11 protein-coding genes and 2 pseudogenes are annotated in these 13,550 nt (G+C 33.8%); 7 read left to right on the top strand and 6 right to left on the bottom strand.

Going from position 1 to position 13,550, the window contains the following annotated elements; translation table 11 throughout:
- Positions 1–231: 231 nt before the first annotated feature.
- Positions 232–846, top strand: coding sequence for a carbonic anhydrase (locus ACINWC743_RS13245; protein ID WP_004828139.1), 615 nt, complete (start codon positions 232–234; stop codon positions 844–846).
- 67 nt (positions 847–913) lie between these two features.
- Here ACINWC743_RS13245 and ACINWC743_RS13240 read toward each other — a convergent pair whose 3' ends face one another.
- Both ACINWC743_RS13240 and ACINWC743_RS13235 read right to left on the bottom strand, forming a co-directional pair.
- Entirely contained in the window at positions 914–2,269 is a 1,356-nt protein-coding gene (locus ACINWC743_RS13240; RefSeq protein ID WP_004828141.1) for an OmpP1/FadL family transporter, read from the bottom strand.
- Between the two features lie 520 nt (positions 2,270–2,789).
- Complete coding sequence (locus ACINWC743_RS13235) at positions 2,790–3,908, bottom strand: Fic family protein (RefSeq protein ID WP_009585826.1); 1,119 nt, start codon at positions 3,906–3,908, stop codon at positions 2,790–2,792.
- Between the two features lie 160 nt (positions 3,909–4,068).
- Here ACINWC743_RS13235 and ACINWC743_RS24895 point away from each other — a divergent pair.
- Positions 4,069–4,260, top strand: a pseudogene (locus ACINWC743_RS24895) (IS3 family transposase); the annotation flags it as partial.
- Between the two features lie 223 nt (positions 4,261–4,483).
- Here the strand turns inward: ACINWC743_RS24895 and ACINWC743_RS24890 are convergent.
- Both ACINWC743_RS24890 and ACINWC743_RS13225 read right to left on the bottom strand, forming a co-directional pair.
- Positions 4,484–4,615, bottom strand: a pseudogene (locus ACINWC743_RS24890) (DUF4172 domain-containing protein); the annotation flags it as partial.
- A gap of 309 nt (positions 4,616–4,924) precedes the next feature.
- Positions 4,925–5,845 (bottom strand): hypothetical protein, encoded by a 921-nt coding sequence (locus tag ACINWC743_RS13225; RefSeq protein ID WP_009585857.1) that lies wholly within the window; start codon positions 5,843–5,845, stop codon positions 4,925–4,927.
- A gap of 555 nt (positions 5,846–6,400) precedes the next feature.
- Between ACINWC743_RS13225 and ACINWC743_RS13220 the strand changes: the two genes are divergently transcribed.
- From ACINWC743_RS13220 to ACINWC743_RS13205, 4 genes are all read left to right on the top strand, one after another.
- Positions 6,401–7,351, top strand: coding sequence for a YagK/YfjJ domain-containing protein (locus ACINWC743_RS13220; RefSeq protein WP_009585820.1), 951 nt, complete (start codon positions 6,401–6,403; stop codon positions 7,349–7,351).
- A 248-nt stretch (positions 7,352–7,599) separates the two neighbouring features.
- Positions 7,600–7,896 carry a hypothetical protein gene (locus ACINWC743_RS13215; RefSeq protein ID WP_009585823.1) on the top strand — a complete coding sequence of 99 codons (297 nt, stop codon included), beginning with the start codon at positions 7,600–7,602 and terminating at the stop codon, positions 7,894–7,896.
- Between the two features lie 106 nt (positions 7,897–8,002).
- The gene (locus ACINWC743_RS13210; protein ID WP_009585829.1) at positions 8,003–9,226 is read left to right on the top strand and encodes a hypothetical protein; all 1,224 of its coding nucleotides are present in this window, start codon (positions 8,003–8,005) and stop codon (positions 9,224–9,226) included.
- An 85-nt stretch (positions 9,227–9,311) separates the two neighbouring features.
- Positions 9,312–9,548 carry a hypothetical protein gene (locus ACINWC743_RS13205; RefSeq protein ID WP_009585816.1) on the top strand — a complete coding sequence of 79 codons (237 nt, stop codon included), beginning with the start codon at positions 9,312–9,314 and terminating at the stop codon, positions 9,546–9,548.
- Between the two features lie 222 nt (positions 9,549–9,770).
- On the opposite strand, the gene ACINWC743_RS13200 is transcribed toward ACINWC743_RS13205, so the two are convergent.
- Both ACINWC743_RS13200 and ACINWC743_RS13195 read right to left on the bottom strand, forming a co-directional pair.
- Positions 9,771–11,051 carry a hypothetical protein gene (locus ACINWC743_RS13200; RefSeq protein ID WP_009585841.1) on the bottom strand — a complete coding sequence of 427 codons (1,281 nt, stop codon included), beginning with the start codon at positions 11,049–11,051 and terminating at the stop codon, positions 9,771–9,773.
- A gap of 17 nt (positions 11,052–11,068) precedes the next feature.
- Positions 11,069–12,103: a DNA-processing protein DprA gene (locus tag ACINWC743_RS13195; RefSeq protein WP_009585839.1), complete on the bottom strand. Its 1,035-nt coding sequence runs from the start codon at positions 12,101–12,103 to the stop codon at positions 11,069–11,071.
- A 237-nt stretch (positions 12,104–12,340) separates the two neighbouring features.
- On the opposite strand from ACINWC743_RS13195, the gene ACINWC743_RS13185 reads away from it, so the two are divergent.
- A protein-coding gene (locus tag ACINWC743_RS13185) for an IS3-like element ISAba21 family transposase (protein ID WP_085947548.1) occupies positions 12,341–13,506 on the top strand; the annotation gives its coding sequence in 2 pieces (ribosomal slippage) (positions 12,341–12,599 and positions 12,599–13,506; 1,167 coding nt in all).
- Positions 13,507–13,550 lie beyond the last annotated feature (44 nt).

The following is a 13,550-nucleotide window of genomic DNA, read 5'->3' as shown; positions in this document are numbered from 1 at the left end:
TTTGTCATTTTTTTGCCAAAAGAATAGACAAGAAATGAGCAAATTAAATAACTATTTTGTAATGTAGTTAAATAATTTAAATAAAATTGTGAATTATATCTATATATTTTTGTGATTCTAAGGGGAGTCTCATCAATAACAAAAATTGTAACAGAGTTTATTTTTAGTCAGTGACATTCAAATTTTACAGCATTAAAATAGTCCAAATCTCCGCACAATGGAACATAGGATATGCTAACTGCTCAAGAAGCTTTAGAACGATTAAAACAAGGTAATGAACGTTTTGCTCATGGTGAAACCAATCTGACTAAATTTTTGACGCATCAGCAACGATCTGAAATGGTGGATAGTCAGGAACCTTTTGCCATCATTCTAGGTTGTTCAGATTCACGTGTTCCAGCAGAAATGGTATTTGACCAAGGATTTGGTGATTTATTTGTGATTCGTGTGGCAGGGAACATCGTTGCGCCTTCACAAGTAGGTAGTGTTGAGTTTGCTGCAGATAGTTTTGGTTGCCCATTAGTCGTGGTTTTGGGACATAGTCATTGTGGTGCGATACACTCCACCATCGAGGCGCTCAAAAATCCAAATACGCCGCCATCTGCAAATCTCATGTCAATTGTCAATCGTGTACGCCCATCCGTTGAAATTCTGATGCAAACAGAATTAAAAGATGATTTAGAAAAATTATCGATGCATGCTGTGAAATCAAATGTTTTTGCATCTGTAAATCAATTACGTCATGGTTCAGCCGTTTTAGAGAGTTTAATTGCGCAAGGTAAACTGAAAGTTGTCGGGGCTGAATATTCTTTAGAAACTGGTGAAGTTTCGTTTTATGATTTTTAATCCTCTCATTTTATAGAAGACATAAAAAATCCCACGCTAGGTGGGATTTTTTATGTCTATAGATTGCTTAGAATCTATAACCCATTTTTAAACCATATGCGATTGCGTTGTTGTCTTTAAATTCAGCAACATAATCATTACCGCCAGCTTGAGCACCAGTTTGTGCTTTAGCATCGCCTAACCAGAAGTATTTCACACCACCAGCAATAAATGTTGATGGAGTAGGGCTGTACTGAACGCCTAAACCAAGGTTCCAATAACCTTCAGTTGGACCAAGAGTTGTAATAGGGTTACCCGCACCTGAGTCCCAACCAACAGATACATTTCCAGCCCATTGTTCATTCAGTTTACGACCAACACCAACAGTTGCAGAGAATTGATCTTTAGAATATTCAACGAGGTTAAAGCCATTTGGACGTGCATTGTTCGGATTTGCTAAACCTAATAATGGACCAACTGCAGTTGAAACATTACCAAACTTGTAAGGGCGTATAGAGAAGCTAGACCAATCTACCCAGCGCAAGTTTGCAAATGCAACTGTATTTTCCATGATTCCTGTTTGGAAATCTAAATTTACAGATTGTGGCGTTGTAATTTTAGTTTTCCCAGACTCTTTGTTGGCAGCTAATGCTTTCAATAATGCTGGTGTCATTGCTGCACCAGTGTTACCTAAGCTTGCAAGTAAGCCTTGTAATTGTGATGCAGGCATTGCACCTAATGCATCGGCAATAGCAATAGTTTCTGTAGCATCTGCATCATGATCAATTTCAGAGCGATAAGTTACAGATGCTTTTAAAGCGATATCTGGAATCTGGAATGCCGCACCCGCTAACCAACCTGCACCACTTGTTTCTTTAATTTTTGCATCATAGCCATTATATAAGCTATATGCTTTACCACGAAGACTTACATTACCTTTAACTGTTTGGTAAACACCACCACCATAGAAATTAAAGTTTTCATTTGGTTGGAAACCAAAAATCATTGAAATATTTTGCGTATCAACTTTTACTTTAGTGTTTCCAGTCACGCCACCAAGTTGAGTGGTCGTAATTGGCAAACCAGTCAATACTGGATCAGTTGGAGCCGCAACAAATTCATTGGTTCCATTGTAGGCTGCATCTGCACCAAATGGTTGATCATAGAGTAAACCAAATGAAAAATTATCTGTAAGTTGAAGCTTTAATGCAGCAGATGGGAAATAATAATCATCGCCCATATCATTAATGTTACGTCCACCCATTGCTGCAGTTTCTTTTCCTTCAACAGTTGGGTCTAGAACAGAAATTCCTGCTTCAAAATAATTGCCTGGCTGTAAAAAAGCAGAAATGGATTGACCTGAACGATCTAAGGCTGCGGCAAAAACGCCAGTTGCTGGCAAAGTTGCAACAATTAACGCGACCGATAGATTTTTTAATTTCATTTTAATTTTTCCCTAATATAATAAAATGAATACTTTGAATTACTTAAGTTTTAAGTGAGAAATAATTTTGATACCTAAATAACAACTCAAAGTTACTCCTAGTTACAAAATAACATATAAAAAATAAGAGTAAATACTCTAGGACACTAATTCTCGAAAAAAAAATGAACTATATAGTTTAATTAATAAACATAAAGTTTTGTGCTAAATTAAAAACCATTATTATTTAAATAGATATGTTTAGTTTTGTCATTAAAAGTTTTGGTTTTTCCCTATATTATTGATCGCGTAATTGTGTGAAATATGATCAGGTGAAAAAATGAGACTTTAGTTTGATTGAAAACCAATTATTAGAATAAGACCTGAAGAAATATCCATTATTGTCAATAAGGTCATGTTTTTATCAATAAGTTTATTTATGTGTCTTACGGGACTCGAACTGTTAGGTTATCTCATTGAATTTTAAATTGATAGTTTATGAAGCAAATTGATTTTACCGTAAAAAATAAAAGTACTGTGTTTATAATTGAGTATTGATCTGATAGCGAGTATTGCGCCCACCACCTTCCAACTTGATTATACACTCTTTTTCCAGCAAGTCAGATAAGTGCCGTGTAGCTGTTGCTTTACTCACTTTAGCAACCTTTTGATATTGTGAGGCACTAATACCATGTTCAAAGCCATTTTCACCACCATCTAATAAACGATTTAATACTATACGTTGTCCTTCATGGAGATCTAAGTTTGAAAACTTATGCCAAAACCTACTTTTAAACAATGTTCGATGAATTTGCTGTAACGTTGTTTCAAGGCTTTCACTTAAGGTATCTAAAAACCAAACAAGCCAATTGGTGATATTGGAATCACTTTTTTGGGTTTGTTCTAAAATCTCATAGTAACTTTTGCGTTTATTTAATATCACGGGGGACATCGCATACAAACGTATGCTCTGTTCATCCATTTGTGCTAATGCAAGGTCTGTGAGGGTACGTGTAATACGACCATTACCATCATCAAAAGGGTGGAGTGTGATAAACCATAAGTGTGTGATACCCGCACGGAGTAGGGGGTCAAGCAAAGCATTATTTAGACTATGATTAAACCAATTGATAAAGGCTTCTAAATGTTCTTCTAGTCCCTCTCTCGGAGGTGCTTCAAAGTGAATTGTTGGATAATCCAATCGACCAGAGACAACCTGCATTGGTTCTAAACCTCTGAGTTGACCAATACGTAAGCGCTGCATTGTCCAATCAGGGTCATTAAAAAGCCATTGGTGCCATTGCATAAGACGTTTAACAGTAAGTGGTTGTTTTACGTTGTTAAGCGCATCCAGCATGATGTTGGCTAAGCCTTCAGATCGGTCTGAACTTGGGTAAGGTTGTTCAAGGGTAACACCTAAACGACGGGCAAGTGAGGAACGTAATGAATACACATTTAAGGTCTCATTTTCAATCGCTGACGATGCTACAAGATTGGCAAGTAGAGTATCTAATGTGAATTGTTCTTTGGCTAAATCATACTGACTTTGCCCAAGTAGAATTCCAATTTTTTGATGAATTTGTCTAGTTTTGGGTAAGATGGTTTCATCTTCCCATGTGAAGTTTATCCAGTTGTCACTTTGCCAAATCCAATCTTGCATTTTAATCTCCACCTTGAACCTTTCCAAGGTGAGCTAAATATAACATATATTTGGCTCAATAAATGAGCTGAATGTGATGCTTATTTGGTTCATTTATACTCATGTACTTCTATTATTGACTATGAGGTACATTATTGCTGAATCACTTTCTTTAATTAGATGTCTCATATTTCAACTTCATCAGACCTGTTATCGTTATAAAGCTCAATTAGATGGGCAAAATAAGATGATTGCAGCCTGGTTACTGGTGCTCACCACCGAGAATAAAACTTGAGGCTTTTAGCCTTACTTCTTGTATCTACGTAATGTCAAAGTCTACCTATGGCATCACAAATGTGTTTATCGAATTTATTGTGTTTAATTTTTATTTTGTATCTGTGTTTATGGATGTATGTGGGGTTAATCATTTGGTGCGCTCTGCGGGACTCAAAACATTGTGCTATCTAATTGAATTTTAAATTGATAATTTATTGGGTAAATTTGTTTTACCGCAAAATATACCGTAAAAAATAAAAGTACTATTTTTATAATTGGGCATTGATCTGATAGCGAGTATTTCGTCCACGACCTTCTAACTAGATTATACACTCTTTTTTGAGCAAGTCAGACAAGTGGTGGGGTACTGTTGCTTTACAGACTTTCGCAACCTTTTGATATTGTGAGGCGCTGATATTATGTTCGAAGCCTTTCTCTGCATGATCTAGTAACTATTTTTAACCTGTTCATACATTTGTGTTAGGGTACAGTCTATGAATGTATGTTTATAGCGATGAAGAATGATAATTTTTATTTAAGTGAGCCTTCAAAATGTATGGTTTGATATCTATTGAATCGAAAAAAATTGCATAGTTTTTTGAATTTCTTATTTTGCCTATTCGTACACGCTGTGCCATTCAATTCTCATTTATTGCAGCATGTCAATCCAAGATTAACACGCTGTTTCTTTCGATGTACCAAATAGATAAGCTATTGAAATTAGCTTTCAATATTCACTCGGTTTTATTTAGAGAGGCCTTTTAGTATTTTAAATTTCCTCGCTCATCACACATGAGATCCTGATATTCTCTTTTTAATAGATCCTCCATGACTTCAGCTTCACTTTTATTTTTAAATTCAGCTAATTTCTCTAAAAAACTTTTAGCTTGCTTAGTTAATGGTAAATGATATTTACTTTTTACTTTATTGGAAGCTTTAAATTTATACTGTGACCAAGATTTTTTTAATCGTTCTATGTAAATTATATAAGATTCAGTAGTTTCAAAGTTAATTGAATCAATTAAAACCAATACCATAAGCGGTGTAATTTTTTTTTCTAGATTGATGATTGGGGGGTGTGATTCTTTCTTTGAAATGTAGTTGTAGCACCAAAAAAGCATGTTTTGATCTAAATTTACTAACCACTGGGAAAACTTGTCTGTTTGAATTATCCAGTTATTCCATTCTATTTTAATATTCTCAATGAATTTAACTTTTTTATCTTGCATGTTTAAGGCAGATTGAAGGAGTGAATGATTATTAATTTGAGGGTTTACTGAATCAATCTTATCAAAAGTTAAACATAATCTAAATTTGCTATAGCGTATTTTATCATTATTTTTATTCATTCCAAATAGTGATGGGGTATTATTGAGCAATTCAAAGTCAAGTTTATTTTGTACCCAGATTAAATTCCTAATATCTGAATCAGGAACCCAATTGAAAAAAGTTTCTGAAATTTTTCTTAAGTTCTCTAGTTTATTTAAAATATCTCTTTGCATATTTTGTTCATGCTTCAATAAATTTAAACATTCATTATGTAAAGATTCAATATTTCCAATATTTCTTTCACTATGTTTATGTGGAAATAAGTATTCATGCAGCCAATATAATTGATCTTCGGAAAGGTTATAGAACATATCGTTTATTACTAATTTACTTCCTGGGTTAAAGCCACTCATTTTAAACCTTAGATTCACATATACTTTTATTTCTAATTATTATTAAATTTTAAGATAAATCAAGCATAATTTATGAAAAATTATTACTATAATTTTATATGTTTTTAGTGATATTTTGATGATATTTTAGTGATTTTTTTGAGTTTAATTTATCATAAGTATTTGATTTTTAATTATTGGTGACTTTAGCTTCCTTTGTGTTAGATAAATTTCTATGTATATGAGACATTGTCGATGAGGAGATGGCTGTTTTCTGATGATTCTTATTGTATTTCTGAGTGTACTAAGTTGGTTACTTATACTATTAATTCATCCTAAGACTGATCTTCAAGAAATCTTGGTTTGTATCACTAGCGAGGTATGTGTATTTACTCATGCCTTATTACCTTATAAGTGACCTTTATCTAGTTATGACTATTTTTATATATAAAGTTTTAAAGGTGTATTTATCTATTAGCTTCTTTCAATAAGTTGAACAACTTAAGATGAAAGTTGAATAATTAAAAAAAACAGAAATGACTGATGACATGGTTATAAACACTTTTAGGAGTAACCATGAAAAACACTACATTTAAAACCAAGTCTTATTCTGAAACTGAAATTCTATTTGCAGTTGAAAACTTTGTTATTAATATTCATCTGGCTGGTTTCAATCATTCTCAAAAACAAGAGTTTAAAGAGCTGCTTGAACTATTTGATACAATTTACAATATAGATTACTGTTACAGTGATTATATTACAGCTTTCATTATGTTGAAGTTGTATATTGACCAAATCCGTTTTGATCCACTTGTAATGCAAACTGATAGTTATGATTTTGTTTTAGAATTCGATGATGAGCAACTAGCATTTTATAAAAAGATGCTCAAGATGTTGAAAGGTGAGATTGAGCGAGATCTACATCAGTTTAGGCTACAAGAAAAGGACAATACAGAAAGCTTGAAAGAATATGTTGAAGAGCTATTTAATCACTATACAAAGCTTCTAATTGTTCGTGTTGACTTAGGATATTTAAACGATTCAAAACAGCAAATCACCATAGAGCAATTCTATCGGCATTTTGAAATCATGCGTAATCGCCTTTCTAACCAAGATACCTTCTTTAGTAATCTTCATGGATATTCATGGGCAATTGAGCAAGGGAAGGAGCGAGGTTATCACGTACATCTATTGCTTATGTATGATGGAACCAAAGTACAGAATGGCTCTTATTATGCGCAGCGTGTAGGGGAGAAATGGCAACAAATTACCCAAGGGCATGGTAGCTATTTTAACCTTCATAGCAAGGATTATATTAATAAGCTACGCATGGCAGGCTGTGATATCGGTATCGGGATGGTATCGAGAAACAACGAAGGTGACTGGGAAAGAGTGGTTACCGTAATTGAATATCTGACAGACCCCGCTAAGGACGAACAGCGTCTCAGAGTAAAGTGTTTTAGGAACATGCAAACTTTTGGGAAAGGGCAGTTTGAGAATAGCAAGCGTAGAGGGATCAAGAAGTAACTCAAGTTAAAATTCTTGACTTATACATTATTAGCTAAAAAAGCCTTTGGGAACATTGGTCAAAATTATAGGTAGAGATTGTCACAAGCAACTCTACCTTATTTCAATATTGATTATCTGAAGGGCGATAGCCCGTTGATTATAAGACAACCTGAGAGACACAGATTGTCGTACTGAATCATTTGAATGTTGATTAAAGAATCTATTTTGAATAAAAATCAATCAATGTCATTAATTAGGTTTGAATCATGGAAATAATTCACAATGTATTTGTTTGGATTGTCAATTTTATTCTAAGTGGAAGAGCAAAAGCCATTGGTGTTGCATTCTTAGGTTTAGGTGTTTCATACCTTTTATTTCAAGGAGCTTCATTATTCCTTAATACATTCATGTCTTTGTCACCCCAATTCCAAGAATATGTATTCAATCACAGAATTTGGTTTATGGTAGGTCTATTTGTTTTGGGCATGATACCAGCTGGTATTGGTTGCTATATGTGTTACAACGATTTGGAATACATTGATAATAAACAGTTATATAGATAAATTATGGTATCAGTCTATAAGAATAATTTCAGATTTTCAAATTTGACCTGAGATACGAGTTTTTGAAAAAACTACTTGTTTGGACAACAATATTTCGAGAAGTTTAATGACATTTAATGATTTCCGAGAATCTTTAAAGGATAAAGATTTAAAAGGGCTGGATTCAGAGTTTACTTATTCTACTAGGAGACTAGTTGCTTTATTTAGTGCTGAGGGTGCTCATCTGAATCGATGGTGGGTTATGACTCCAGTAGATTGGTTTTGTCCTTGTTGTAAAAGAACAAAAGGCCAAATTGTTCGTTTAAATAAAAATAATTACTTAACATGTCAGTTACACGAACACCATGACCATATGGAAGAAGTAGTAAAAACGCTATTTGAAAAATATGCCATAGCTAGAAATCAGCAAATCGCTGATGAGCTTTCTGAAAGATTTGCAATTAAGTCTGCCTTTTCACTATCTGCATATGACAAAACTATTGTTTGTTTTGATTGTAACAAGGCTGATGCTGATGCAAAAAAAATAGTGAAAGCGCACAATTATTTTTCATTTTCTCCAAAAGAAATATCAGAATTTGTAATTTCTTCTCCGAATCATGAACATAAAATTAATGAAGAAATTGCAAAACAAGTATGGGAAAGAGTACAACCAATATTTCACATACGTATGGAAATGGCTGAAAAGTTTGCGATGATCGCAGCAGAAAAAAAAGATTGGTATCAGCCCTCATTAGAGACATCAAAACAAATAGAAAGACGTTCCAAATGGTTGTTTGAATACAATGGTTTATTAGAATTAGATAAATATGAGCCCGAAAAAATACTTTATAACACTGAGCACTTTAAAGGAAAAAATAACTCTTGGCGGTTGAAAAATAATCCAGTCATAATGAAACGTCCCTCTGCACAGGAGTTGTCCCATCTTATTTCTACTAGAGGAAAGTACTGGGAACGATATGATGACAGTTGGAGGTGTCCATGTTGTGATCGGAAAAAATATGAATGTGTTAGACCTTCCAATAAAAATACATGGGTGCTAGAAATCAAATCAGCACCATTATTTTCAGATACGATACTTGAAATTAATAATAGAGCCGAACCTATGTGTGTAGATTGCATGAATACAGCACTAGAACTAGGTCGAGAAGTAATTAAAGAGAGTGGAAAGACTTTAGATTTTCCAAGTTCTGTTGTTAGACTGAGTGAGCTTAAAAAAGTTGTAATCGCAAGAGTCCATTCAAAGCATTTGTTTAAAAATGATGTAATTGATCAATTAATTCCAAGTATGGTAAAGAGGTTTTTAAGCTTTTTAGAAAAAACAAAAAATTAGAAAATTCATAGAACAACCTGCATGATAGTCAGCATTTACCTATACTTATCACTGCAAATTAGCTCGATGGGTAGGTAGAGTAGAGATGGATGAAATCACGGAAGTGCTTGGTTATTATTGGAATTGCCATACGAATAAACATGCGGATGAAGATTTGGAAGGCAGTGCCACAATGTTAGCGAATATAGATAGCATTCAGAAAAAGGAAAGTTATAAATATTTTAATGGGTTGGGGATGATTGAGCGTAAAGATCCAAGAGGATTAGAAACGCTAGAAGCTGTGTATAGCTATTTAGCTCGAATGACGGTTGAAAAAAATTGAGCAACGTCTCAGGGTACGTGTTAAAGGTATGAGGTCTTTTAGCTATTCTTCATGCTGATTATGTACTGAAGCGGTATAACGCAATACAGTAGGATAGAGTTATACATTATTAGCTAAAAAAGGCATTTGGATATGCTAAAGAAATGTTAGGTGTGCTCCAAAATTTTAGCATTTAAATATTGATAAGTTGGTTGTATCTTGAAAACCAACTTATCATAGATTTTATATTTTTATATCCCAATTTATAAAATCTTCAAATAATTTAGACATTTGATAGCCCTCACTTGATGATGAAATAATCGAGCTGTAATGGATTTGTATTGGGTTTGGTTCTATGAAAAATTCATGCGAGTTATTTATAGCAGTATAAATTGGGTACGTATCTGGCAAGGATGCACTAGAAACGTTGAGGGAGGTATTAATCGTTTTTAGCCAAGAAAAACATATGACCCGTTTTGCCCCTGCTTTTTTAAGCAGTAAAGATGCTGCATCAAATGAATATCCTGATGTGGCAATATCATCAATTAGTAAGATTACTTTGTTCTTATAAGGGTTACCTTTTAATGGTTTGATAGAACCAAACTTTACTGGGTTTCTATTTAATCTTAAAGTATTCAAATGGTTGTAAATACCTAATAGATGTCCATTACCTTGTGTTCTTGCTGTCTGTGACTTTATGGATACCGTATGTCGAATAAGTGCATCATGTAAGTAAGCTAACCTAAAACATTTAGTTAAGGTATTTAATGCGTCATCCATTATAGGATTGCCGAAACCTGGCTGATGACCAGGGAAGGTAATAATAGTATTTATTTCGTCATATAGCCCTGAAAAGTAAATTTTGGCAATAAGTAGCATTAACCAAAAATCAGGTTCTGCTGAATGTGTTAGCTTTTTTGCAGTACTCCTCGCTGAAGTAGAGTAAGTTTGAAACTCAGGTTTATAAGTTGAAAATGGAGATAGGGTATAATATTCTATGTGCTCATCTTTATAATTAATTAAGTTGTGTTCATTGGCTTGAAGACAACAAATATCTATAAATCGAGCTAAAGCAGCCATATCGTCGAAACTAAATCCATAAGGGATTTCAGTTGCATTTTTAATCCAGTTAGCTTTTATAAATAGAATTTTAGCATTTACACATGCTCGCCAATCATTGTCATTACAACCTACATATATGATTTCATTAGGTAATAATTCTTCATGATATAAGATATATGGTATTGCATCAGCTCTTGGCTTTCTAGGCATTTGAGGATGATCAGATCTGTTATAGTATTGAATATCCTGATTTGTTACCTCTGAAAGGTACTTTGCAAGAGTCTTATTGCCGTCACGAATAAACCATCGATTATTACTATGTAAAATAACCCTCACCCCTTTGTGAGCGAGATGAATGATTAAATTGATTAAGATTTTTAATTGATCTTCATTTAATTGTCGGTCTAGGTCATTAAAAAAAACATTTCTAAGCGAAAATACAACTGCTTTTAGTTGAGCCATTAATAGAATCCTTATATTTAAAAATCTAAACCAATTTGCGTAGGCTGTTTAAAAGACTCACCTTCTTGTTGATTCGAAGTTGTATTGGGAGGGAAGACAATTCTCGAATCAATTTTGAGGCCTAAACTTTCTACTAAATTATTTATGGCGTTAGGTAGGACAAATATTTCTCCACCATAATTGCGTTGAGCGCTAGAGTTTGCTAAAGCATGTTCAGTAAAGAAGGTTCTACAAGTTGATGTTTCAATAAAACAAATTTTCTTTTTCATTTCATACGCAAAACGAATAGTGTGTGCTGTGCCGCTTTTTTGTTTCCATTGAATAGGGATCACTACACTAGCTAAAGCAGCTTGAATTCTATTTCTATTAACAAAGGATTCTTTATTGGGTTTCATATTTGGGAAATACTCTGTAATTATGGTACCTCCAGATTTAATGATATCTTGCCGTAATTTTTGTGAATTAGCTGGATAGTTCTCATCTAAACCATTACCTAAAACAGCAATTGTTGGAATTTTTAACAATAGTGAAAGTTCATGAACTATTTGATCTATACCTGCGGCTAAGCCACTGATTGTTACGATAGGCTCTTTAATACTACTAATACCAAACAAAAGGGTTTGGGCTAAAAAATATCCTATTTGTGAAGATTCTCTAGAACCAATTAGGGTTAAAGCATTTCTGATATGTAAATTCTCTAAGCTCCCTTCGATGAATAGCCAATAAATTGGTTTCTTCATATTTGATGGAAAATTAGGGAATTGATAATCGTCATGTAATAAAAACTTGATACCTTGATCACCAAGTTTTTGAAAAAGAGTTTCGCCTTTTGTAACGATATCTGTAAGGAAATTACTAAAATTATCATTCTTGCTAGTTATTGAACGCCCCAAAAGATTTGTAAAGTCCTTTAAACTTTCTGTTCTCATGAGATCTGAAAGAGATTTTCCATCATTAAAATAGTTGTAAATAGTTTGAAATCCTACCCCTTCTAATTGTATTAAACCTAAAAAGATAAAATGGGGCGGTATAGGAGTTTCTTCTTCAAGCATAGAATACCTTTATCCAATTTGACTTTAATAACAACTTATACCGTTGAAAATTTAGTACAAGGCTATATTTATTGCCTTATTTATGAATTGTATAGTATCAATATTCAGAAATAAATTCAGAAATCAACTTAAAGAAATAACAGGGTTGTGATTCTAGCCAAAATTCTTGACTGATGTGTGCTGAGAAAACAGGAGGTTTTAACTTGGTAAACTATAGACACTCATCAGGAGTTTACCATGAGCAAGAAACAGAAGACTTACACCGCAGAATTTAAAGTTGAAGCAATAAAATTGATTGAAGCCAATCAAGGCAATGTATCGGAAACAGCCAGACAACTTGGCATTTCAATGCAAACTCTTTCAAATTGGAATAATAAAGCAAAGACTGGCACCTTAGCAGGCACTAAACAATATTCACCTGATCTAAATGCCTTACTCGAAGAAAATAAAAAGCTCAAACAACAGCTCAAAACAGCCGAAATGGAACGTGAATTTCTAAAAAAGGCAGCAGCGTACTTTGCGAAAGAAAGTCAGTAAGGTACGCCTATATGAAACAGCAAAGATATTTATTCCCGATTAGCTTTATGGCTAGATTACTTCACGTTTCAGTGTCACGATTTTATGATTGGCTAAAACGAGGCATGAATAAAAGATTGGTTCAGCGAAATCAACAGACAATTTTGGTCAAAATAGCTCATGAGGAAACTAAACAAAGCTATGGCTATATTCGATTAACTAAGCATTTACAAGCGCAAGGTATCAAAATCAGTACGTATGCTGTACGTCAAATAAAAAAGCTCAACCAGCTGTATTGTAAGCGTCATAAGCGTTTCAAAAGAACTACGAAGAGTGATCATAATCGAGCGATCTACGCAAATTTACTAGAGCAACAGTTTTCAATGACTAAGCCCAATCTTGCATGGTCAAGCGATATTACATACATTTGGACTGCTGAAGGTTGGTTATACTTGGCAGCAGTAAAAGACCTGTACACGAAACAAGTGGTTGGCTATAGCTTAAATGAGCGTATGACCGCACAACTTGTTTGCAATGCACTGACTATGGCGATTCGTAATCAAAAACCAACGAAAGGCTTAATTATTCATTCGGACAGAGGCAGCCAATATTGCAGCCATGAATATCGAAAGATACTGGAAAAATGTGATTTTCAAGGTTCAATGAGCAAACGTGGGGACTGTTACGATAATGCACCGATTGAAAGTTTCTGGGGCATACTCAAGAATGAATTAGTGCATCATTGCAACTATAAAACCAGAGATGAAGCTAAAGCAGATATTACAGAATACATTGTGTTATTTTATAATCAGCGAAGAATTCAAAAGAGTTTGGATTTTAAAACGCCAAATCAAATAGCAGAGAACTTTTATCGGTTAGCTGCCTAGCATATCCCAAGTGAAAGTCTCCTGCTAATTCAGCACATATCAAG

Origin of the sequence: Acinetobacter sp. WC-743, from assembly GCF_000335555.1 — a bacterium.
Lineage (GTDB): Bacteria > Pseudomonadota > Gammaproteobacteria > Pseudomonadales > Moraxellaceae > Acinetobacter > Acinetobacter bereziniae.
This window is presented reverse-complemented; position numbering and strand designations above follow the sequence as displayed.

Coding starts and splice junctions, on each gene's coding strand:
- ACINWC743_RS13245 (WP_004828139.1), top strand. CDS start 232: ATGCTAACTGCTCAAGAAGCTTTAGAACGATTAAAACAAGGTAATGAA.
- ACINWC743_RS13240 (WP_004828141.1), bottom strand. CDS start 2,269: ATGAAATTAAAAAATCTATCGGTCGCGTTAATTGTTGCAACTTTGCCA.
- ACINWC743_RS13235 (WP_009585826.1), bottom strand. CDS start 3,908: ATGCAAGATTGGATTTGGCAAAGTGACAACTGGATAAACTTCACATGG.
- ACINWC743_RS13225 (WP_009585857.1), bottom strand. CDS start 5,845: ATGAGTGGCTTTAACCCAGGAAGTAAATTAGTAATAAACGATATGTTC.
- ACINWC743_RS13220 (WP_009585820.1), top strand. CDS start 6,401: ATGAAAAACACTACATTTAAAACCAAGTCTTATTCTGAAACTGAAATT.
- ACINWC743_RS13215 (WP_009585823.1), top strand. CDS start 7,600: ATGGAAATAATTCACAATGTATTTGTTTGGATTGTCAATTTTATTCTA.
- ACINWC743_RS13210 (WP_009585829.1), top strand. CDS start 8,003: ATGACATTTAATGATTTCCGAGAATCTTTAAAGGATAAAGATTTAAAA.
- ACINWC743_RS13205 (WP_009585816.1), top strand. CDS start 9,312: ATGGATGAAATCACGGAAGTGCTTGGTTATTATTGGAATTGCCATACG.
- ACINWC743_RS13200 (WP_009585841.1), bottom strand. CDS start 11,051: ATGGCTCAACTAAAAGCAGTTGTATTTTCGCTTAGAAATGTTTTTTTT.
- ACINWC743_RS13195 (WP_009585839.1), bottom strand. CDS start 12,103: ATGCTTGAAGAAGAAACTCCTATACCGCCCCATTTTATCTTTTTAGGT.